The 19,650-nt window shown below is 51.9% G+C and carries 34 protein-coding genes; all 34 read right to left on the reverse strand.

Annotation, left to right across the window (positions count from 1 at the left end; all coding sequences use genetic code 11):
* Positions 1-16 precede the first annotated feature (16 nt).
* The 34 genes from OGM59_05430 to OGM59_05595 all read right to left on the reverse strand — a co-directional run bounded on the left by OGM59_05430 (position 17) and on the right by OGM59_05595 (position 19,648).
* The gene (locus OGM59_05430; protein ID UYI90146.1) at positions 17-508 is read right to left on the reverse strand and encodes a hypothetical protein; all 492 of its coding nucleotides are present in this window, start codon (positions 506-508) and stop codon (positions 17-19) included.
* Positions 477-1,160: a hypothetical protein gene (locus OGM59_05435; GenBank protein ID UYI90147.1), complete on the reverse strand. Its 684-nt coding sequence runs from the start codon at positions 1,158-1,160 to the stop codon at positions 477-479. The genes OGM59_05430 and OGM59_05435 overlap by 32 nt, the downstream gene beginning before the upstream one ends.
* Positions 1,161-1,337: 177 nt before the next feature.
* Positions 1,338-1,679 (reverse strand): 50S ribosomal protein L17, encoded by a 342-nt coding sequence (gene rplQ / locus OGM59_05440; protein UYI90148.1) that lies wholly within the window; start codon positions 1,677-1,679, stop codon positions 1,338-1,340.
* A gap of 14 nt (positions 1,680-1,693) precedes the next feature.
* On the reverse strand, positions 1,694-2,650 hold the full coding sequence (locus OGM59_05445) for a DNA-directed RNA polymerase subunit alpha (protein ID UYI90149.1): 957 nt from the start codon (positions 2,648-2,650) through the stop codon (positions 1,694-1,696).
* Between the two features lie 52 nt (positions 2,651-2,702).
* Positions 2,703-3,302: a 30S ribosomal protein S4 gene (gene rpsD / locus OGM59_05450; GenBank protein ID UYI90150.1), complete on the reverse strand. Its 600-nt coding sequence runs from the start codon at positions 3,300-3,302 to the stop codon at positions 2,703-2,705.
* Positions 3,303-3,323: 21 nt separating this feature from the next.
* Complete coding sequence (rpsK, locus tag OGM59_05455) at positions 3,324-3,719, reverse strand: 30S ribosomal protein S11 (GenBank protein ID UYI90151.1); 396 nt, start codon at positions 3,717-3,719, stop codon at positions 3,324-3,326.
* Between the two features lie 21 nt (positions 3,720-3,740).
* The gene (rpsM, locus tag OGM59_05460) at positions 3,741-4,109 is read right to left on the reverse strand and encodes a 30S ribosomal protein S13 (GenBank protein UYI90152.1); all 369 of its coding nucleotides are present in this window, start codon (positions 4,107-4,109) and stop codon (positions 3,741-3,743) included.
* A gap of 30 nt (positions 4,110-4,139) precedes the next feature.
* Positions 4,140-4,253, reverse strand: a complete 114-nt coding sequence (rpmJ, locus tag OGM59_05465) for a 50S ribosomal protein L36 (protein ID UYI90153.1) — start codon at positions 4,251-4,253, stop codon at positions 4,140-4,142.
* An 18-nt stretch (positions 4,254-4,271) separates the two neighbouring features.
* A complete protein-coding gene (gene infA / locus OGM59_05470; GenBank protein UYI90154.1) occupies positions 4,272-4,490 on the reverse strand; it encodes a translation initiation factor IF-1 in 219 nt (72 codons plus the stop codon).
* 92 nt (positions 4,491-4,582) lie between these two features.
* Positions 4,583-5,332, reverse strand: a complete 750-nt coding sequence (gene map, locus OGM59_05475; GenBank protein ID UYI90155.1) for a type I methionyl aminopeptidase — start codon at positions 5,330-5,332, stop codon at positions 4,583-4,585.
* A gap of 1 nt (position 5,333) precedes the next feature.
* A complete protein-coding gene (locus OGM59_05480) occupies positions 5,334-5,966 on the reverse strand; it encodes an adenylate kinase (protein UYI90156.1) in 633 nt (210 codons plus the stop codon).
* Positions 5,967-5,984: 18 nt separating this feature from the next.
* Complete coding sequence (gene secY, locus OGM59_05485; protein ID UYI90157.1) at positions 5,985-7,334, reverse strand: preprotein translocase subunit SecY; 1,350 nt, start codon at positions 7,332-7,334, stop codon at positions 5,985-5,987.
* Complete coding sequence (rplO, locus tag OGM59_05490) at positions 7,335-7,778, reverse strand: 50S ribosomal protein L15 (protein ID UYI90158.1); 444 nt, start codon at positions 7,776-7,778, stop codon at positions 7,335-7,337.
* Positions 7,779-7,792: 14 nt separating this feature from the next.
* Entirely contained in the window at positions 7,793-7,972 is a 180-nt protein-coding gene (gene rpmD / locus OGM59_05495; GenBank protein UYI90159.1) for a 50S ribosomal protein L30, read from the reverse strand.
* Between the two features lie 13 nt (positions 7,973-7,985).
* Positions 7,986-8,489, reverse strand: a complete 504-nt coding sequence (rpsE, locus tag OGM59_05500; GenBank protein ID UYI90160.1) for a 30S ribosomal protein S5 — start codon at positions 8,487-8,489, stop codon at positions 7,986-7,988.
* An 18-nt stretch (positions 8,490-8,507) separates the two neighbouring features.
* A complete protein-coding gene (gene rplR / locus OGM59_05505; GenBank protein ID UYI90161.1) occupies positions 8,508-8,867 on the reverse strand; it encodes a 50S ribosomal protein L18 in 360 nt (119 codons plus the stop codon).
* 18 nt (positions 8,868-8,885) lie between these two features.
* Entirely contained in the window at positions 8,886-9,425 is a 540-nt protein-coding gene (rplF, locus tag OGM59_05510) for a 50S ribosomal protein L6 (protein UYI90162.1), read from the reverse strand.
* A gap of 14 nt (positions 9,426-9,439) precedes the next feature.
* Entirely contained in the window at positions 9,440-9,838 is a 399-nt protein-coding gene (gene rpsH, locus OGM59_05515) for a 30S ribosomal protein S8 (GenBank protein UYI90163.1), read from the reverse strand.
* 36 nt (positions 9,839-9,874) lie between these two features.
* On the reverse strand, positions 9,875-10,060 hold the full coding sequence (locus tag OGM59_05520; protein UYI90164.1) for a type Z 30S ribosomal protein S14: 186 nt from the start codon (positions 10,058-10,060) through the stop codon (positions 9,875-9,877).
* A 12-nt stretch (positions 10,061-10,072) separates the two neighbouring features.
* A complete protein-coding gene (gene rplE / locus OGM59_05525) occupies positions 10,073-10,615 on the reverse strand; it encodes a 50S ribosomal protein L5 (GenBank protein UYI90165.1) in 543 nt (180 codons plus the stop codon).
* Positions 10,616-10,634: 19 nt separating this feature from the next.
* Complete coding sequence (rplX, locus tag OGM59_05530) at positions 10,635-10,940, reverse strand: 50S ribosomal protein L24 (protein ID UYI90166.1); 306 nt, start codon at positions 10,938-10,940, stop codon at positions 10,635-10,637.
* Between the two features lie 15 nt (positions 10,941-10,955).
* Positions 10,956-11,324, reverse strand: a complete 369-nt coding sequence (rplN, locus tag OGM59_05535; protein UYI90167.1) for a 50S ribosomal protein L14 — start codon at positions 11,322-11,324, stop codon at positions 10,956-10,958.
* A gap of 110 nt (positions 11,325-11,434) precedes the next feature.
* Positions 11,435-11,689, reverse strand: a complete 255-nt coding sequence (gene rpsQ, locus OGM59_05540) for a 30S ribosomal protein S17 (GenBank protein ID UYI90168.1) — start codon at positions 11,687-11,689, stop codon at positions 11,435-11,437.
* Between the two features lie 17 nt (positions 11,690-11,706).
* Positions 11,707-11,910 (reverse strand): 50S ribosomal protein L29, encoded by a 204-nt coding sequence (gene rpmC, locus OGM59_05545; protein ID UYI90169.1) that lies wholly within the window; start codon positions 11,908-11,910, stop codon positions 11,707-11,709.
* The gene (gene rplP / locus OGM59_05550; GenBank protein ID UYI90170.1) at positions 11,907-12,329 is read right to left on the reverse strand and encodes a 50S ribosomal protein L16; all 423 of its coding nucleotides are present in this window, start codon (positions 12,327-12,329) and stop codon (positions 11,907-11,909) included. The genes rpmC and rplP overlap by 4 nt, the downstream gene beginning before the upstream one ends.
* On the reverse strand, positions 12,329-13,012 hold the full coding sequence (rpsC, locus tag OGM59_05555) for a 30S ribosomal protein S3 (GenBank protein ID UYI90171.1): 684 nt from the start codon (positions 13,010-13,012) through the stop codon (positions 12,329-12,331). The genes rplP and rpsC overlap by 1 nt, the downstream gene beginning before the upstream one ends.
* An 18-nt stretch (positions 13,013-13,030) precedes the next feature.
* Positions 13,031-13,369, reverse strand: a complete 339-nt coding sequence (gene rplV, locus OGM59_05560; protein ID UYI90172.1) for a 50S ribosomal protein L22 — start codon at positions 13,367-13,369, stop codon at positions 13,031-13,033.
* An 18-nt stretch (positions 13,370-13,387) separates the two neighbouring features.
* Positions 13,388-13,660 carry a 30S ribosomal protein S19 gene (gene rpsS / locus OGM59_05565; protein UYI90173.1) on the reverse strand — a complete coding sequence of 91 codons (273 nt, stop codon included), beginning with the start codon at positions 13,658-13,660 and terminating at the stop codon, positions 13,388-13,390.
* A 19-nt stretch (positions 13,661-13,679) separates the two neighbouring features.
* A complete protein-coding gene (rplB, locus tag OGM59_05570) occupies positions 13,680-14,513 on the reverse strand; it encodes a 50S ribosomal protein L2 (protein UYI90174.1) in 834 nt (277 codons plus the stop codon).
* A gap of 106 nt (positions 14,514-14,619) precedes the next feature.
* Positions 14,620-14,916 carry a 50S ribosomal protein L23 gene (rplW, locus tag OGM59_05575; GenBank protein ID UYI90175.1) on the reverse strand — a complete coding sequence of 99 codons (297 nt, stop codon included), beginning with the start codon at positions 14,914-14,916 and terminating at the stop codon, positions 14,620-14,622.
* Positions 14,916-15,539, reverse strand: a complete 624-nt coding sequence (rplD, locus tag OGM59_05580) for a 50S ribosomal protein L4 (GenBank protein ID UYI90176.1) — start codon at positions 15,537-15,539, stop codon at positions 14,916-14,918. The genes rplW and rplD overlap by 1 nt, the downstream gene beginning before the upstream one ends.
* Positions 15,540-15,556: 17 nt before the next feature.
* Positions 15,557-16,189, reverse strand: coding sequence for a 50S ribosomal protein L3 (gene rplC, locus OGM59_05585; GenBank protein UYI90177.1), 633 nt, complete (start codon positions 16,187-16,189; stop codon positions 15,557-15,559).
* 76 nt (positions 16,190-16,265) lie between these two features.
* A complete protein-coding gene (rpsJ, locus tag OGM59_05590) occupies positions 16,266-16,580 on the reverse strand; it encodes a 30S ribosomal protein S10 (GenBank protein ID UYI90178.1) in 315 nt (104 codons plus the stop codon).
* Positions 16,581-17,278: 698 nt separating this feature from the next.
* A complete protein-coding gene (locus OGM59_05595; protein UYI90179.1) occupies positions 17,279-19,648 on the reverse strand; it encodes an endonuclease MutS2 in 2,370 nt (789 codons plus the stop codon).
* Positions 19,649-19,650: the final 2 nt, after the last annotated feature.

Below are 19,650 nucleotides of genomic sequence, written 5' to 3' on the forward strand. Positions count from 1 at the left end.
GACGCCGGTGCAACCGTCAGTCCGCCAGCACCTTACGCAGCAGCTTGCGCACCTTTTGCAACCGGGTACGCACTGCAGAGCCGGAAATACCCAGTGCCAGACCAATCTCTTTACTGCCGTAGCCCTGACGCCGCATAGCGAGCAAAATCTGATCCTCTCGCCCCAGCATACCCAGCACCTGCGCCCACTCTACCATGGTGATGGGATCCGCCCGATCCGGCAGGTCAAAGTCCTCCGGTATTGCCACGCACACTACCCGGGCAGCAATGGCCCGGTAGTGGTCGGCACACACGCTGCGGGCAATGGACAGCAGCAGGCTTTTGTCCGACTTGGGGAAAGCAGCCGCCGCCAGCAGCCACTGCCAATACTGCATAAAGGTCTGCTGGGTCAGCTCCTCGGCCAAATCAGCAGGCACACGGCCACGAATCCAACGCAGCACCGCAGCAAAAGATCCAGCATAAACAGCATTAAAGTGCTCATACTTTGTACTTTTTTCGGAATGCTTCATACGCTTCTTCGTCCATGACCATATTGCCTACTATGCTGTTGGCCTGCACCGTGCCCAGCAGCGGCTTGGGACATACAGCAACCGCACCTACGATAAACAACAGGTGCTTATCCGTGATCATCTCCGGGGTCACATCCGGCGCAAAAAACAGGCTGCTGCCCACCACGATCACCGCGCCGTCCTCCAATCGGGACAGCAAATCCGCACCTGCCCGCAGCTCTGCGGAGAACTGGTGCAAATGGTCCAGATCCCGATCCAATTCCCGGAACATACCGTTCAGGTTCTCAATCACCAGGCCGGTGCCCTGCTCTGCAATGCCTATACCGCTCAGAAAGACCCGGGCGTGCTTCTCCCCGGCTGCCCGCCGAAAGATGGTCATACCGTTACAAAGGCAAATGGCGCCCTCCGGCAGCGTAGAGCCCAGCACATTCAGCCCGTTATACTGGGCCACTTTGTCCATAGGCGCAAACACCTCCTGGGCAATGGCCCCCTTGGTTATATCCGCATAGGCCTCTGCGAAGGCCGGTGAAGGATTCTCCGGCAGCAAAATGGTGCTTACCGCTTGAATAGAGCTGATCTTGCGCAGTGCCTGGGGCGTATAGTTGCGCAGATCTAATACGGACACGGCCTCAATTTTCTTTTTACCGAACATCGTACATTTCCTTTCTGCTGATCAAAGCGTTTCTCATTGTGTGTACACTCTATAAGACGGCTGCTGTGGGCAAAGTGTCTGCACACTTTGGTGATTTTTATAATTAAACGCCACGACCATGAAAAAAGGCGTATGTACCGGGGTACATACGCCTATAACCGTCATAATGACCTGCGCTTATACAAGCTCGATGATGCACATCTCAGCTGCGTCGCCGCGACGGGGGCCAGTCTTTACAATGCGGGTGTAACCGCCGTTTCTGTCCTCGTACTTGGGAGCGATCTCATCAAACAACTTCTTTACAACATCTTCCTTGGTAACATAGGAAAGCACCTGTCTTTTGGAAGCCAAAGTGTTCTTCTTGCCGAGAGTGATCATCTTCTCAGCCATAGCGCGAACCTCTTTCGCTCTGGTAACGGTAGTTTCAATCTTGCCGTTTTCTAAAAGAAAAGTAACCATACCTCTGAGCATTGCTTTTCTGTGGTCAGTAGGTCTGCCCAATTTTCTGGAACCTGGCATTGAAATTCCCTCCTTTAATCCTCATCGTGACTCAGGCTGAAGCCCAGGGATTGCAGCTTGGCAACCACCTCGTCCAGGGACTTGCGGCCCAGGTTTCTAACCTTCATCATATCTTCTTCGGATTTGCTGATCAAATCCTCTACTGTGTTAATGCCTGCTCGCTTGAGACAGTTGAAAGAGCGCACGGACAGATCCAGTTCCTCAATGGTCATCTCCAGAACCTTCTCCTTGCCGTCGTCATCCTTCTCCACCATAATATCCTGGTTGCCGATCTCCTCAGAGAGATCCACAAACAGCATCAGGTGGTCGTTGAGAATCTTAGCAGCCAAAGAAGCGGCCTCGTCAGCCGGAATGGTGCCGTCCGTCTCAACATCAAGAATCAGTTTATCAAGGTCTGTCTGCTGACCTACACGGGTGTTCTCTACGGTATAATTCACCTTGAGCACCGGGGTGTAGATAGAGTCGATTGCAATGGTGCCGATGGGCAAATCCATCAGCTGCTTGTTGCGGTCACAGGGCACATAGCCGCGGCCGCTGTCTGCCGTCAGCTCCATAGATACGCTGGCGCCGGCGTCCAGATAAGCAATGTGCAGCTCGGGATTCAGGATCTCTACATCTGCGTCATGAATAATATCGCCCGCAGTGATCTCGCCTTCTCCGCTGGCCTCAATGTGCAGCATCTTCGGCTGCTCATCGTGAATCTTCAGAATAACGTTTTTGAGATTCAAAACGATCTCCGTCACATCTTCCTTCACATGCGGAATGGTAGAAAACTCGTGCAGCACACCATCAATCTTCACGGAAGTGATGGCATAGCCGGGCAGAGAGGAGAGCAGCACTCTCCGCATACCGTTGCCCAGAGTTGCGCCGAAACCTCTTTCCAGAGGTTCCACCACAAACTTACCTACGCTTCTGCTTCCCTGAGTAGATAAATCTACAATCTCGATTTTCGGCTTATCAATTTCAATCATTTAAAAGCCTCCTATTTTGATTTTAACAGCTAAATAACAGAATGATCAACTATTATCTAGAATAGAACTCAACGATCAAGTGCTCTTCAACAGGATAATCAATGTCTTCACGGGTGGGCAGAGCCACAACCTTAGCGGTCAGTTTCTCTGCATCAACCTCCAGCCACTTGGGAGCGTTACCATAAACGCCCTCTTCCTTCACGAGCTTAAATCTGCCGTTCTCCTTGCTCTTATCCACCACAGCGATCACATCGCCGGCCTTCACAAGGTAGGAGGGAATGTTGACCTTTTTGCCGTTCACGGTGAAGTGACCGTGAGAAACAGCCTGGCGGGCCTCACGACGGGTCTTGCAAAAACCGGTGCGGAAAGCCACATTGTCCAAACGAGTCTCTACCATGGTCAACAGCACAGCACCGGTCTGGCCGGGAGCCTTAGCTGCCTTCTCATAGTAAGAATGGAACTGCTTCTCCAGAATGCCGTAGATGAACTTCACTTTCTGCTTTTCCTGCAGCTGCATAGCATACTCGCTCTTCTTGCGGCGATTCTTGGTATAAGAATTTCTGAATGTATCCTTATTTGTATAGCCCATAACAGCCGGAGAAATGCCGAGTGCTTTGCAGCGCTTTGCGATGGGCTCTGAATTCTTTGCCATATCTTCTACACCTCCGTTAGATTATACACGACGTCTCTTAGGCGGACGGCAGCCGTTGTGCGGAATGGGGGTAACATCCTTAATCAGGGTTACATCCAGACCGGCGGTCTGAAGTGCGCGGATGGCAGCTTCACGGCCGGAGCCGGGGCCTTTAACGAAAACTTCCACCGTCTTCATACCATGCTCCATAGCAGCCTTAGCAGCAACCTCGGCAGCAGTCTGTGCAGCAAAGGGAGTAGACTTCTTGGAACCACGGAAACCCATTTCGCCGGCAGACGCCCAAGAAACGGCATTGCCCTGCGTGTCCGTGATGGTTACGATGGTGTTGTTGAAGGTTGACTGAATATGGGCAGCACCACGTTCAATATTCTTCTTCTCGCGGCGTTTGCGAGAGCCAGTGGTCTTTTTTGTAGCCATACTACGAATATCCTCCTACGCTTATTTCTTCTTGTTTGCTATGGTCTTCTTGGGACCTTTGCGGGTGCGGGCGTTGTTCTTGGAGGTCTGTCCTCTTACAGGCAGGCCCTGACGATGGCGCATACCGCGATAGCAGTTAATTTCAATGAGTCTCTTAATGTCAAATGCTCTGTCTCTGCGCAGATCACCTTCAACATTCAGGTTCTTCTCAATGTAATCACGAATTTTGGAAACCTGATCCTCGGTAAGATCTCTGCAACGAGTATCGGGATCAATTCCGGTTGCCTCTACGATCTGAGTAGCAGTGGTACGGCCGATACCATAGATGTAAGTAAGGCCGATCTCAACTCTCTTGTCGTTGGGCAAGTCAACACCAGAAATACGTGCCATATTGTTTTACCTCCGAATTATTGCTCAGGATTAGCCCTGACGCTGTTTGTGCTTTGGATTTTCACAGATAACCATGACTTTACCATTGCGCTTAATCACTTTGCATTTGTCGCAAATTTTCTTTACAGAAGGTCTGACTTTCATTTGAATATCCTCCTTTATTTACTTTGAGCGCCAAATAATACGACCCTTGTTCAGGTCATAGGGTGACATCTCAATCGTTACCTTATCACCGGGAAGAATACGAATGTTGTTCATCCGCAGCTTACCGCTGATATGGGCTAAAATGATGTGGTCATTTTGGAGTGCTACCTTAAAGGTCGTGTTGGGCAGCGCCTCAACCACAGTACCTTCCACTTCAATCATATCTGACTTTGACATCGTTTACCTCTCTTATGGATAGGATCTTGAATTGATGTTCGCTCTTATCTGGAATCACATTACGGCGTAATCGCCTGCAATTGATTAACGCCTCAGACTTTGGTCAAAATGACCGGACCGTTAGAGGTAATGGCAATGGTGTGCTCAAAGTGCGCAGCCAGCTTGCCGTCTGCCGTCTTGACCGTCCAACCGTCTGAAAGCTGTTTTACCTTATAGGTCCCCAGATTTATCATTGGTTCAATTGCCAATGTCATTCCGGGTAATAGTCTGATACCGCGTCCTGCGTGACCGAAGTTTGGTACGCTGGGGTCTTCATGAAGTTTGGTGCCCACGCCGTGACCCACAAAGTCACGAACGACACCGTATCCGCGCGCCTCGCAATATTCTTGTACTGCGTGGCCGATATCGCCGATCCTGTTGCCGGGTATCGCCTGCTCAATGCCTTTATACAGGCTCTCGCGGGTGGTATCCATCAGCCGCTTTGCCTCGGGCGAGCAAGACCCGACTGCAAATGTGGCAGCATTATCGCCGTTATAACCGTTTTTGGCCGCACCCAGGTCGATGCTGACAATGTCACCCTCTTGGAGGATGCGGTCCTTTTTCGGTATACCGTGGATCACTTCATCATTTATGGATATACATGCAGTAGCGGGATAACCCCCATAGTGCAGGAAATTGGGCTTAGCGCCCCGTTTGATGATCAGATCATAAGCGATCTTATCGATTTCCTTTGTAGAGATGCCCGGCTTAACAGCCTCACCTGCTACCATCAATGCTTCAGCGGAGATCTTGCAAGCCTCTTTCATCAGCTCCAGTTCTCTGCTGCTTTTCAGCACGACCATGTTAATCCTCCAGTGCTGCAAAAACGAGTGCCGTGGTGTCTGCCACCTCTTCCTGACCCTCTACGACTGCCAGCTTACCCAGCTTGTCGTAAAAGTCTTTCAGCGGCTCGGTCATCTTGTGGTATTCCACAAGGCGAGCCTGCACCGTCTCCGGCGCATCGTCCTTGCGTTGAATCAGTGCACCGCCGCAAGCGTCACAAACACCGTCCACCTTGGGCTTTTTATAAAGCATGTGGTAGGAATTTGCACACTTTGAACATACACGGCGGCCGGACATTCTGGCGGTAATTTTCTCGTCAGGGACTTCTATATCAATGACCTTATCAATAGCCACGCCCATGTCCTCAAGCGCCTGGGCTTGAGGAATGGTACGAGGAAATCCGTCCAGAATAAATCCGTTTTCGCAATCTTTTTGTTCCAGTCTGTCCTTGATGATCCCGATAACCACATCGTCCGGAACCAACTGGCCTGCGTCCATATAGGACTTGGCCTTCAGGCCCATCTCGGTGCCCTCTTTCAGAGCGGCACGGATGATGTTACCGGTGGAGATGGCAGGAATACCATACTTTTCAACAATCTTTTCCGCCTGGGTGCCTTTGCCGGCACCGGGCGCGCCAAGAAGGATCAAATTCATCTTGCGTTCTCCTTATAATCAGTCAAGGAAGCCTTTATAGTGGCGCATCATCAACTGGCTTTCCAGCTGACGCACCGTCTCCAGAGCTACACCGCACATAATGATGATGGATGTACCGCCCAGGGTGATGCTCATGCCGCCGTCGTCACCGCCGGTCTCCAGGGGCGGAATCGCCGCCTTACAAATCAAGGAGTACACGATGGGGAACAAGGCAACTACGCAAAGCATCAAAGAACCGATCAAGGTCAGACGGGACAGAACCCGCATGATGTAATCGGAAGTGGGCTTGCCGGGACGAATGCCGGGAATTGCGCCGTTGTTTTTACGAAGATTATTTGCCATTTCAATCGGGTTGTACTGAATGGTGCTGTAGAAATAGGCAAAGAAGATGATCAGCAGGAAGTACATACCCGCATACCACCAAGAGTCACTCTGGAAGGCGTCAAAGAACTTCTCCCAGCCGGTGCCCTTGTACTTGTCAGCAGAAATGAACATCTGCACCGTACCGGGCAGGGACAAAATAGAAGATGCAAAAATGATGGGCAGCACGCCGCTCATATTGATCTTAATGGGCATGTGGGTGGACTGACCGCCGTACATTTTGCGGCCCACAACGCGCTTGGCGTACTGAATGGGCAGCCGGCGCTCTGAGTTATCCATAAATACGATGTAAGCGATCATCAAAAGGAAGATCACGCACACCACGGGAACCAGAACTTTGTACACGGTACGGCCGGTGTCCAGGTACTGGAACAGCTGCTTGATCAGGGTGGGGAAACGAGACACGATGCCGGCAAAAAGGATAATGGAAATACCGTTACCGATACCGGAAATGGTGATCTGCTCGCCCAGCCACATAATCACGGCTGTGCCGGCGGTGAGCACTGCAATAATGACCACTGCCTGGAACACGGCGTCAAAGCCGGTGAATGCTGCGCCGCTGGCATCCTTCATCAGATAGCCGTTGGCACGCAGGAAGAAGAAGTATGCCAGGGACTGCAACAGACCCAGACCAACCGTAACGAAACGCGTGATCGTGCCAATCTTCTTTCTGCCTTCTTCGCCCTCCTTCTGCAACCGCTCCAGTGCAGGAATGGCCACAGCAAGAAGCTGCATAATAATGGAGGCATTGATGTACGGTGTGATGGACATAGCGAAAATTGTTCCGTATGTGAATGCACTACCGGTCATCAAGCTCAGGTAGGTTAAAATGGTGTTGCCCTTACCTACATTGATCTCATCTACAATGTTCAGGAAAGGAACAGGAATGACAGAGCCAATTCGGAAAACAAGGATAACAAATGCTGTAAACAAAAGCTTTTTGCGGATGTCCGCAACTTTCCAAGCGTTTACGAAGGTCTTGATCATTTACAGCACCTCCACCTTGCCACCTGCTGCCTCAATCTTAGATTTGGCGCTCTCACTGATAGCGGTGACCTGAACGGTCAGAGCCTTAGTAATCTCGCCCTTGCCCAGAACCTTTACACCGTCCAGGGTCTTCTTCAAAAGACCGGAGGCCACCAGGCTCTCAGCGTTCACGGTTGCGCCGTCCTCAAATCTGTCGTTCAGATCAGACACATTGACAATGGCGTACTCCGTTGCAAAAATGTTGTTGAAACCTCTTTTGGGCACGCGGCGCTGAAGGGGCATCTGACCACCTTCAAAGCCGGGCCGTCTGCTGTAACCGGAACGGGCCTTCTGACCCTTCTGGCCTTTACCGGCGGTTTTACCCTGGCCGGAAGCAGTACCGCGACCGATACGCTTAACACTCTTTTTGGAGCCTTCAGCAGGAGAAAGTTCATGTAATTTCATCTTGCTACCTCCCCTTATTCTTCAACAACGGTGATCAGGTGTGCGATCTTCTTGATCTTGCCCTGAGTTGCGTCGTTGTTCGGCTGAACGGTTTCGTTGCCGATCTTCCGCAGGCCAAGAGAGTGGGCGGTGGCGATCTGGTCCTGCTTACTGCCGATCAGGCTTTTTGTAAGTTTGATTCTAATATCTGCCATAATGCGCCCCTCCTTATCCTACGATTTCTTTCACTGACTTACCGCGAACAGCAGCAACTTCCTCTGCCGTGCGCAGTCTGCTCAAGCCGTCAATGGTGGCGCGAACCACATTGTACGGGTTGTTTGAGCGAACGGCCTTGGTACGGATGTCGCCGATACCAACGGTCTCAACAACCGCACGAACCGGGCCGCCGGCGATCACGCCGGTACCTTTGGGAGCGGGCATAAGCAGCACTTCGCCAGCACCGAACTTACCGGTGATCTCATGGGGAATGGTCGTACCCCGCAGAGATACTTTGATCAAATTCTTCTTTGCGTCCTCGATCCCCTTACGGATTGCGTCCGGAACCTCGCCGGACTTACCGATACCGAAACCGACCAGACCATTCTTATCACCAACAACCACCAGTGCGGAGAACTTAAAAATTCGACCGCCCTTTACGGTTTTAGAAACACGGTTGATGGTAACCACTCTTTCTTCAAGTTCCATTGAAGATGCGTCAATCTTTGTAGCCAAAAGTATTTACCTCCTTCGTTAGAACTTCAGTCCGCCCTCACGAGCGCCGTCTGCAACCGCAGCCACACGACCGTGATACACGTAACCGCCACGGTCAAATACGCACTCGGTGATGCCCTTTGCGGTGGCTCTTTCTGCTAATGTCTTACCAACAGCCTTAGCTGCTTCTACATTTCCGCCGTACTGTGCAAAGTCCTTCTCAGTAGTGGATGCACTTGCCAGCGTTACACCGGCAACATCATCAATGAGCTGAACGTAAATATTGCTGAGGGAGCGATATACGTTGAGTCTGGGACGAGCAGCAGTGCCGCTGATTTTGCCACGAACACGAATGTGGCGCTTTTGTCTTGCCTTATTGGCGTCTTGTCTTGAAACCATTGTAATTCACTCCTTCCCTTATTTCTTACCTGCTTTGCCTTCCTTGCGGCGAATATGCTCAAAGTCATACTTGATACCCTTGCCCTTGTAGGGTTCCGGGGGTCTCTTCTCGCGGACCTGTGCGGCAAACTGACCTACGGCCTGCTTGTCTGCGCCGCTGATGACAATGGCGTTGGCACTGGGGCACTCAATGGTAATGCCTTCCGGTGCATCCATGATCACCTGGTGAGAAAAGCCAAGGTTCATTGTGAGCTTGTTGTTCTGTACCTGTACTCTGTAACCAACACCGTTGACTTCCAGATTCTTCTTGAAGCCCTCGGTCACGCCCAGAACCATGTTGTGAATGAGGGTGCGGGTCAAGCCGTGAAGAGACTTGTTCTCCTTCTCATCGTTGGGTCTTTTTACAATAACTTCGTTGCCTTCTACTGCGACTGCCATGTTCGGATGAACATTCCGGGTAAGTTCCCCTTTGGGGCCCTTTACGGTAACAGTCGTTCCGTCAACCTTTACGTCAACGCCGGCAGGAATTTCAATAGGCTTTAAGCCAATTCGTGACATACGACTGCACCTCCTTACCAAATAAATGCCAGAACTTCGCCGCCCACATTCTCTTTGCGAGCTTCTTTGTCTGTCATTACGCCTTTTGATGTAGAAACGATGGCTACGCCCAGGCCCTTCATAACCTTGGGCATATCCTCAACGCTTGAATACTTACGAAGACCGGGCTTAGACACGCGGCGCAGACCGGTGATGACGCGGCTCTTGCCCTCGCCATACTTCAGGGTCACGCGGATAACGCCCTGCTTGCCGTCTTCAATTACTTTGTAGCCTTTGATATAACCTTCATCTACCAGAATCTGAGCAATTGACTTCTTCATGTTAGATGCGGGAATATCTACAGTATCGTGCTTTGCGGAATTCGCATTGCGAATTCTGGTCAGCATATCAGCGATAGGGTCTGTAATATGCATTGATATTTCCTCCTTATTCGATCTTCAATTCTCAGATTACCAAGATGCCTTGCGCACACCGGGGATCTCGCCCTTGTGAGCCAGCTCTCTGAAGCAGATACGGCACACGCCATACTTACGCAGGTATGCGTGGGGTCTACCGCAGATCTTACATCTGTTGTGCTGTCTGGTGGAATACTTGGCAGGACGAACTGCCTTGACTTTCATAGATGTTTTTGCCACGATAATCCCTCCTTACTCTGCAAACGGTGCGCCCATCAGCTTGAGCAGCTCCCGTGCTTCTTCGTCTGTGTTTGCGGTGGTTACCATAATGATATCCATACCGCGCACCTTGTCGATCTTGTCATATTCGATCTCGGGGAAAATCAACTGCTCTTTGATACCCATGGCGTAGTTACCACGGCCGTCAAAGGAGTTTGCATTGATCCCTCTGAAGTCACGCACTCTGGGGAGAGCCAGATTAAAGAATCTGTCCAGGAATTCATACATTCTCTCGCCACGCAGAGTGACCTTTACGCCGATGGGCATGCCCTCACGCAGCTTGAAGTTAGCAACAGACTTCTTTGCGCGGCACACCACGGGGCGCTGACCGGTGATCTGGGACAGGTCGGAGATGATTGCATCTACAACCTTAGAGTTTTCGCGGGCTTCGCCGCAACCAACATTGATAACAATCTTGTCAAGCTTCGGGATTTGCATAACAGATTTGTAGCCGAATTTCTTCATCAATGCCGGAGCAACTTCGCTCTTATAGGTTTCTTTTAACCTTGCAGCCATTGTTATGTTCCTCCCTTACTTAAAATTCGTTGCCGCATTTTTTGCAAATGCGTGCGCCGCCCTTTTTGTGGCCGACGCGGGTCGCCTCGTTACATTTGGGGCACACCAGCTGTACCTTAGAAGCGTACAGCGCGGACTCAACATCAATCAGGCCGCCGGCCTCGCCCATCTTGCGGGGCTTTACATGCTTGGTAACCACATTGACCTTCTTGACGATGACTTTACCCTCAGCAGGGCTAACAGCAACAACTTCGCCGCGCACGCCCTTGGATTTACCGGACAGCACCTGAACGGTATCGCCGGATTTTACAAACATCTTACTCATTCTCTCGCACCTCCATTAAAGCACTTCCGGAGCAAGGGACAAAATCTTCATGTAATCCTTATCACGAAGCTCTCTTGCTACGGGTCCAAAAATACGGGTGCCACGAGGCGTTTTATCCTCTTTGATAATTACGGCAGCATTTTCATCAAAACGAATGTACTGGCCGTCGTCACGACGTACACCTTTGGTTGTACGAACGATGACTGCTTTAACAACTTCGCCCTTTTTCACCACGCCGCCGGGTGCTGCTTTCTTGACGGAAGCAACGATCACGTCGCCGATGTTGGCGTATCTTCTGCCGGAGCCGCCCAGCACGCGAATGCAAAGGATCTCTTTAGCACCGGTGTTGTCTGCGACCTTCAGCCGACTTTCCTGTTGTATCACAGCATTTTCCTCCTTCGTACTGCAAAATAACACTTTGCTCATCTTGCAGTTATTATTTTAGTTCCGACTGCAAAAGCAGTCTGTATGAAAAACCAAGTAATCCGTTTGAATTATTTAGCCTTTTCAATGATCTCAACCACACGCCATCTCTTGTCTTTGCTGTAGGGACGGGTCTCCATAATCATAACCTTGTCGCCTACGCCGCACTCATTCTTCTCGTCGTGTGCTTTGTACTTCACGGTACGGTTTACGATCTTGCCATACAGCGGGTGAGCCACTCTGTCCTGAATGCTAACCACAACTGTCTTATCCATCTTATCGCTGGAAACAAGACCAACTCTTGTCTTTCTGAGGTTTCTTTCCATGATCAGTTACCTCCTTCTTAAGAGTTAGCGCTTTCGAGTTCGATTGCGCGCTCTACAGTCTTAATGCGTGCAATGTCCTTCTTGACCGCTTTAATTCTCATAGGGTTGTCGAGCTGATTGATGGCCTGCTGGAAATGCAGGTTGAAGAGTTCATCCTTGAGCTCTGCCAACTTCTTTGCGCGCTGATCGGCGCTCAAAGCACGGATTTCTGCTGCTTTCATTCCTGCTCGCCTCCCTCTTTCTTAACGAACTTGCATTTTACGGGGAGCTTGTTGGCAGCAAGACGCATAGCCTCGCGCGCCACAGACTCCTCAACGCCGCCCAGCTCAAACATAACGCGACCGGGCTTTACCACGGCTACCCAGTAATCCACGTTACCTTTACCTTTACCCATTCGGGTATCGGCAGGACGAGCGGTAATGGGCTTGTCGGGGAAAATCTTGATCCATACCTGACCGCCACGCTTGGTGTAACGGGTCATAGCGATACGGGCAGCCTCGATCTGTGCCGCAGTGATCCATGCAGGCTCAGTGGTCATCAGACCGTACTCACCGTAGGTAACTTTATTGCCGCGGGTAGCCACACCGGTCATACGACCTCTGTGCTGCTTGCGGTGCTTAACACGCTTAGGTAACAGCATTATCGATTTCCTCCTTCCCGACGATTTCTTCTCTTATTACGAGACTCGTGAAGAACCTCGCCCTGGTAGATCCAAACCTTTACGCCGATACGGCCGTAAGTGGTCTTAGCCTCAACCAAACCGTAGTCAATGTCTGCACGGATGGTCTGCAGCGGGATCGTACCCTCTTTGTATGTCTCGGTACGCGCGATCTCGGCGCCGCCTACACGGCCGCTGACCTGGATCTTGATACCGCGAGCGTCCAAACGCATGGTGTTGCGGATAGCGCCCTTTACTGCACGACGAAAAGATACACGCCGCTCCAGCTGACCGGCCACATTCTGAGCAACCAAAGTTGCATTCAGATCGGGCTGCTTGATCTCAACGATGTTAATGTACACTTCGTTCAGCTCTTTGCCCAGCTTCTTGGCACACAGTGCTCTGAGCTTTTCGATCTCAGCGCCCTGCTTGCCGATCACCATACCGGGCTTTGCACAGTGGATGTTAATGCGCACACGCTTGGCGTCACGCTCAATCTCCACCTTAGGAACACCTGCGCCGGAAAGGGTCTCCAGCAGATACTTACGCAGCTTGTAGTCCTCTACAAGGGTATCGCCGAACTCGCCCTTCTTTGCGTACCAGCGGGAGTCCCAGTTTTTAATGACACCGATTCTGAGACCGGTAGGATTACATTTCTGTCCCATTTAACTCTTCCTCCTCGCTTAGTCTTCCATTTCCTTAACGGTAATGGTGATGTGAGATGTTCTCTTGTTGATTCTGTAAGCTCTGCCCTGGGCTCTGGCCTGAATTCTCTTCAGAGTGGGGCCGGCGCCTACATTGCAGTCGCTCACATACAGACGGGAAACATCCATATTGTGGTTGTTCTCTGCATTTGCCATCGCGGACTTGAGCACCTTCATCACAGGCTCACAAGCGGCTTTGGGGGTGTATTGCAGAATAGCCATGGCCTTGTCGGCAGGCTGCTTTCTGATTAAATCAAGTACGATCTGAACCTTTCTGGGAGAGATACGGACGTACGTTGCTTTTGCTGTAGCTTCCATAATAAATCTCCTTTCCGATTACTTAGATGACTTGGAGCCTGCGTGGCCTCTAAACGTTCTGGTGGGCGCGAACTCACCCAGCTTATGGCCGACCATGTCCTCGGTCACATAGACCGGTACATGCTTTCTTCCGTCGTGAACAGCAAAGGTATGACCTACGAATTCAGGGAAGATTGTGGAACTTCTGGACCAGGTCTTGATAACCTGCTTGTCGCCCTTAGCGTTCAGGGCTTCAACCTTTTTGAACAGGCTTTCTTCAACATAAAAGCCCTTCTTGGCACTTCTACTCATTTAATCTTCTCCTTTCTTCTTATTTACCGTTGCGACGGCGAACGATCATCTTGTCAGACTTTTTCTTCTTGCTGCGGGTCTTATAACCCAGAGCAGGCTTGCCCCAAGGGGTGCAAGGACCGGGACGGCCGATGGGGGACTTACCCTCACCACCACCGTGCGGGTGGTCGTTGGGGTTCATTACAGAACCACGAACAGTGGGACGGAAGCCCATATTGCGCTTACGACCGGCCTTACCGATCTTCACATTTGCATGATCGGCGTTGCCAACCACGCCAATGGTAGCCATGCAGTTGCAGGGCACGTTGCGCAGCTCGCCGGAGGGCAGACGCAGCAGTGCGTACGGACCTTCCAAAGCCATCAGCTGTGCGCCGTTACCGGCAGAGCGAGCCAGCTGTGCGCCATTACCGGGATACAGCTCCACATTGTGTACCATGGTACCAACGGGAATGTTCTGCAGCGGCAGAGCGTTACCGGCCACGATGTCTACATCCGTACCGGCTACCACGGTGTCGCCTACCTTCAGGCCTTCGGGAGCGGTGATGTAGCTCTTCACGCCGTCCTCATACTGGATGAGAGCGATGTGCGCGCTTCTGTTGGGATCATACTCAATGGTCTTGACCTCAGCGGGAACATCAAACTTGTTGCGCTTGAAGTCGATCACACGGTATTTTTTTCTGTTACCGCCGCCACGATGACGAACGGTGATTCTGCCGTAGGAGTTGCGGCCGGACTTTTTGTTCAGCGGCTGAAGCAGAGAACGCTCCGGAGCAACCTTGGACAGAGAAGAGTAATCGGTAACCGACATATTCCGTCTGGACGGCGTAGTCGGCTTATAAGTTTTGATTGCCATTCTTATTTCTCCTTTCCGGATAACTTTGCGAAAGGATGGCTCCTTTCATACCTCATCACCCGAAATCATGGTTGTCTTAGTGTTTGTATATATAATGTATAAGAGATTACATCATATCGTTGAAGAACTCAATCTCCTTGGAGTCCTCGGTGAGGGTAACCACAGCCTTCTTCCAAGAGGGGGTGTAACCCACGTTGGCGCCCTGGCGGCGCTTCTGACCTCTTACATTCAGGGTGTTTACTTTCTTCACCTTGGTGCCGGGGAACAGTTCCTCAACAGCCTTCTTGATCTCAATCTTGCCGGCGTCTTTGGCAACTTTGAAGGTATATTTCTTCATCATGATGCCGGTCATGGACTCTTCCGTAATGATCGGCTTAATGATAATGTCCTGTGCAGCTTTCATTATGCATATACCTCCTCGATCTTCTTGGCGGCGTCCTTCAGAACAACGAAGCTGTCGCAGTTGAGGATGTCATACACGCAAAGGGTGTTGACGGTCACAACCTTAACGCCGGCGATGTTCCGTGCGCTCTTATAAATCTTCTCGTCCTTATCTGCGGTGACGATCAGGGTCTTCTTGGCAGCCTTCAGCTTGGTGAGCATCTCGACCACAGCTTTGGTCTTAATGCCTTCCAGCTCTACCTTGTTAACTACCATCATCTCCTCAGCAGCAACCTTGCTGGACAGCGCGGACTTCATAGCCAGTCTGCGCACCTTCTTGTTGATGCTGATGCCGTATGTTCTGGGCTTCGGGCCGAGAGCAATACCGCCGTGAGTCCACTGCGGGCTTCTGGTAGAACCCTGACGGGCACGACCGGTGCCTTTCTGTCTCCAGGGCTTTGCACCGCCGCCGCTGACCTCAGAACGAGTGAGAGTTGACTGTGTGCCCTGACGCTGGTTAGCCAGATAGCTGACCACTGCAAGATGCATTGCGGATTCGTTCGGCTCAATGGCGAAAACGGAATCTGCAAGTTCCAATTTAGAAGTTTTCTTACCTTCCTGGTTATAAACCTGAACCTGTGCCATTTTAATCTCTCCTTTCGTTAAGCTTTCACTGCGTCAGCGATGACAACAATGCCGCCCTTGGGGCCGGGAACGGCGCCCTTGATGGCGATGAGGTTATTCTCGGCATCCACCTTAACAACCTCGAGGTTTTGAACGGTTACGGTCTCGTGACCCAGGTGACCTGCCATCTTCTTGCCCTTAAATACGCGAGAAGGACTGGAGCAGGCACCCAAAGAACCGGCGTGACGGGCGTTGGGGCCGGTACCGTGGCTCATTCTCAGACGAGAGAAGTTCCAGCGCTTAATGGCGCCTGCGGTGCCCTTACCCTTGCTGGTGCCCTTCACATCGATCTTTTCGCCGGGAGCGAAAATATCGGCCTTCAGGATGTCACCTACATTCATTGCGGAAATGTCGTCCAGACGAAATTCCTTCAGTGTCTTCTTGGGAGCCACATCGGCTTTGTCAAAATGACCTTTCATCGGTTTGTTGACGCGTGTGATCTTCACATCGCCAAAGCCAACCTGAATGGCCTCATAGCCGTCGTTCTCCATTGTCTTCTTCTGGGTAATCGTGCAAGGACCGGCCTCCACAACGGTTACAGGGATTGCATGACCCTGTGCGTCGAAGACCTGGGTCATGCCGATTTTCTTACCGATAAGACCTTTCTTCATGTTTATTCCTCCTTTGGTTATTGGTTGGGTCTCCCCAACATGACCTCGACCGGGTTGCGATCTGTTTTCAGTTCAATTAGAGCTTAATCTCGATCTCAACGCCTGCCGGGAGCTCAAGACTTGTCAGCGCTTCCACCGTCTTGTTGGAAGGTCTGAGAATGTCGATGAGTCTCTTGTGTGTTCTCTGCTCAAACTGCTCACGGCTGTCCTTGTACTTGTGTACAGCACGCAGGATGGTAACAACTTCCTTTTCGGTGGGAAGCGGGATGGGACCGCTCACCTGAGCGCCGGTGCGCTTTGCGGTGTCTACGATCTTCTCCGCAGCCTGGTCCACCAGGTTGTGGTCATAGCCCTTCAGTCTGATGCGGATCTTAACTTTACTTGCTGCCATGTGAAATTCCTCCATGAATTTTGATGGTGCGAGCAACCATTGTTTGACTACCCACCCGTGTGTTTCAACCCTTACCGTAAATAAAGCCGAATGAAGGCAGTTCATTCGGGCACGGTTACACGGTGCACAGCGCGTTCGCAAGTCACGCTCTGCAGGGACCCCTTACGGTCCGCGTCGTACAATGATTCGTTTCGCCCGGTTTGAAATCGGACATACTCCGCCGAAATTACCGCTCTGGGTAGGAGCGCAACCTCCGGCATCAACGCATATCTGGTTGTGTGTTGCGGTGTCTATATATTATATATATAATACGCCCAATCACACGCAGGCAATATTATATTATATAGAGCCCCTGCTGTCAAGCCTTTTTTTGAAGTTCTTTGGAATTTTTTTCATTGTGCAAAATGACAGAAAATCCGGCTCCATTTTTGTAAAAATCACCAAAGCAGAACCACCGGTTTTTTGGTGTCTCTCCCCTGTCGAACCACAAGATGTAGTTGCCGTTCTCCATATTTAGTAAGAAACGCCCCGCGCCGTGGAAAAATTTCGTCGCGTCGCTTTGACCGAATTTTTGAAAAATTTAATTTTTGGCAGCAAAAGTTATACGACATTGTACCAATAAAATAAACGCAGCGCCCAAGCCAATCGGCCTGAACGCTGTGCAAATCGCTATATTATAGTATGTTTATATATAAGGGCTACTTGAGCTTGGCAATGGTCACGCCGTTCTCGCCCTCGCCGTACACCCCCAGCCGATACTCGGCCACATTGGGGTGGTGGCGCAGTTCTTCCTGTACGGCGGTACGCAGCGCGCCGGTTCCTTTGCCGTGGATAATGCGCACCTCGGATATGTTATTGAGCACGCACTTATCAATAAACAGACCCAGGTTGCCCAGGGCTTCCTCTACCGTTTGGCCTCGCAGATCCAGCTCGGTTTTTACATCCGCGTCTGCCCGGGAGGTGGTGCGCCGCAGGGTGCGCTGGCCGGTGATCGGCGCTTTCTTCTTGTGCGGCAGCAGGCGCAGATCCGTCGGCTTGACCCGCGTTTTCAGCATACCGGAGGAAACCAAGATCTTGCTGCCCAGTTCCAGCACGTCGCCCTCACCAATGCCCTTGATGAGCACATGGTCCCCTACCTGCAAGGGGCGGGGCAACTTATAATCCGTATCCCAATCGGTGTTCAGCCGGTTGGGGTTCACAATATCGTCCAACTCACCCAAGCGATTTTTGATCTCCCGCCTGGTCTTGCGAGCCAATTCCGTGGCGTTGGTGGCAGTCTGCTCTTTCTTCAACTGCTCCAGCTGGAGCAGGAAATCCGAAGATGTGCGTTTGGCAGCATCTACCAGCCGCTGTGCCTCTCGCTTAGCCTTGTCCAGTTCTCGATCCCGCAGGGTGTCGATCTTGGACTTTTCTTCTCTGGCCTTGGCAGCCAGCCGCTCCGCCTCTTGCCGTTCCTTGGACGCCGCTGCCCGCTCCTCGTCCAGTGCCTTTCGAGCGCTCTCCAGGTTCTCCAACACAGACTCAAACTGCCGGTTCTCCGAGCCGACAATCTCCTTAGCTGCCCGCACCACCGCCGGATCCATGCCCAGGTGCTCCGTAATGGCAAAGGCGTTGGACCGACCGGGCACGCCGATCAGCAGCCGATAGGTCGGCCGCAGGGTCTCCACATCAAACTCGCAGCAGCCGTTACTGACCCCGGGCGTATCCAGCGCATAGGCTTTCAGCTCCGCATAATGGGTGGTGGCGGCAATGTGCGCTCCCTTTTGGCGCAGATATTCAATGACAGACACTGCCAGCGCCGCGCCCTCGATGGGATCCGTCCCGGCGCCCAACTCGTCGATCAGCACCAGGGAGTCTTTGTCCGCCTTTCCCATAATATCAATAATATTCACCATATGAGAGGAGAAAGTGGACAGGTTTTGGGCAATGCTCTGTTCATCTCCGATATCCACCAAGATTTGACGGTACAGCGCCAGTTTGCTGCCGTCTGATACCGGGATCAACAACCCGCAGCCCACCATCGCCGTCAGCAGACCCAGGGTCTTTAAGGTCACCGTCTTGCCGCCGGTATTGGGGCCGGTGATCACCAAAGTATCATAGTCCGTACCCAGGGTAATATGCACCGGCACCACCCGCTCTTTATCAATCAGCGGATGGCGGGCATTTTTCAGATCCGTTATACCATCAATATTCAGCTGGGGACGAGCAGCTTTCATTTGGTATGCCAAGTGCGCCTTGGCAAAGATCAGGTTCAGCCGCACAGCACTGTCATAACTGTGGCGCACGCTCTCTGCAAAAGTGCCTGCCTCTGCAGACAGTTCAAAGAGAATGCGCTGCACCTCTTCCCGCTCCCGGCCCTCTAACACCTTAATGTCATTGTTGGCGTCCACCACCGCCGCCGGCTCGATAAACACCGTAGCGCCGCTGGAGGAGGTGTCATGCACCAGACCGGGCACCTCGCCCCGGTGCTCCGCCTTTACCGGCACTACAAAGCGCCCGCCACGCTGGGTGACGATGGGCTCTTGCAAGAATTTTTGGTAATGGGTGGAGTGGATCATACCGTCCAGCCGTTGCCGAATGGCCGCCGCCTTGGCCTTAATCTTCCGACGAATGTCGTAAAGTTCTTCCGAGGCCTTGTCCGCCATTTCCTCCGGACTGACAATGCAGGTAAAGATCCGGTTCTCCAAATATTTGTTTACCGTAATGCCGTCAAAAAAGAAATTCAGGGACGAGCTTGTACCCGCCAAATGGCCGTGCCAGTCGTCCAGAATGCGCAGCGCCCGCAGGGTGTCGCCCACCTGCAGCAACTCCGTCATATTCAGGCACCCGCCGGCTGCCGCCCGCTGCAACGGACCATTTACATTATGCAGCCCGCCAAAAGACGGCGCGCCGAACCGGGCCAGCATAGAAAAAGCGTCCTCCGTCTGATCCAGCAGGAGAGCAATCTCCCCCGGGTCTGCCGCAGGGCGCAGCGCCAATGCCGCCTCTTTGGCGTCGTCACAGGTAGTCTGTTCCGCCAAAAGGGCAAGCACCTTATCCAGTTCCAAGGTTTGCAAATTCTTATCCATAT

The sequence above is a fragment of the Oscillospiraceae bacterium genome, from assembly GCA_025757685.1.
In the GTDB taxonomy this organism is placed as follows: Bacteria; Bacillota; Clostridia; order Oscillospirales; family Acutalibacteraceae; genus CAG-217.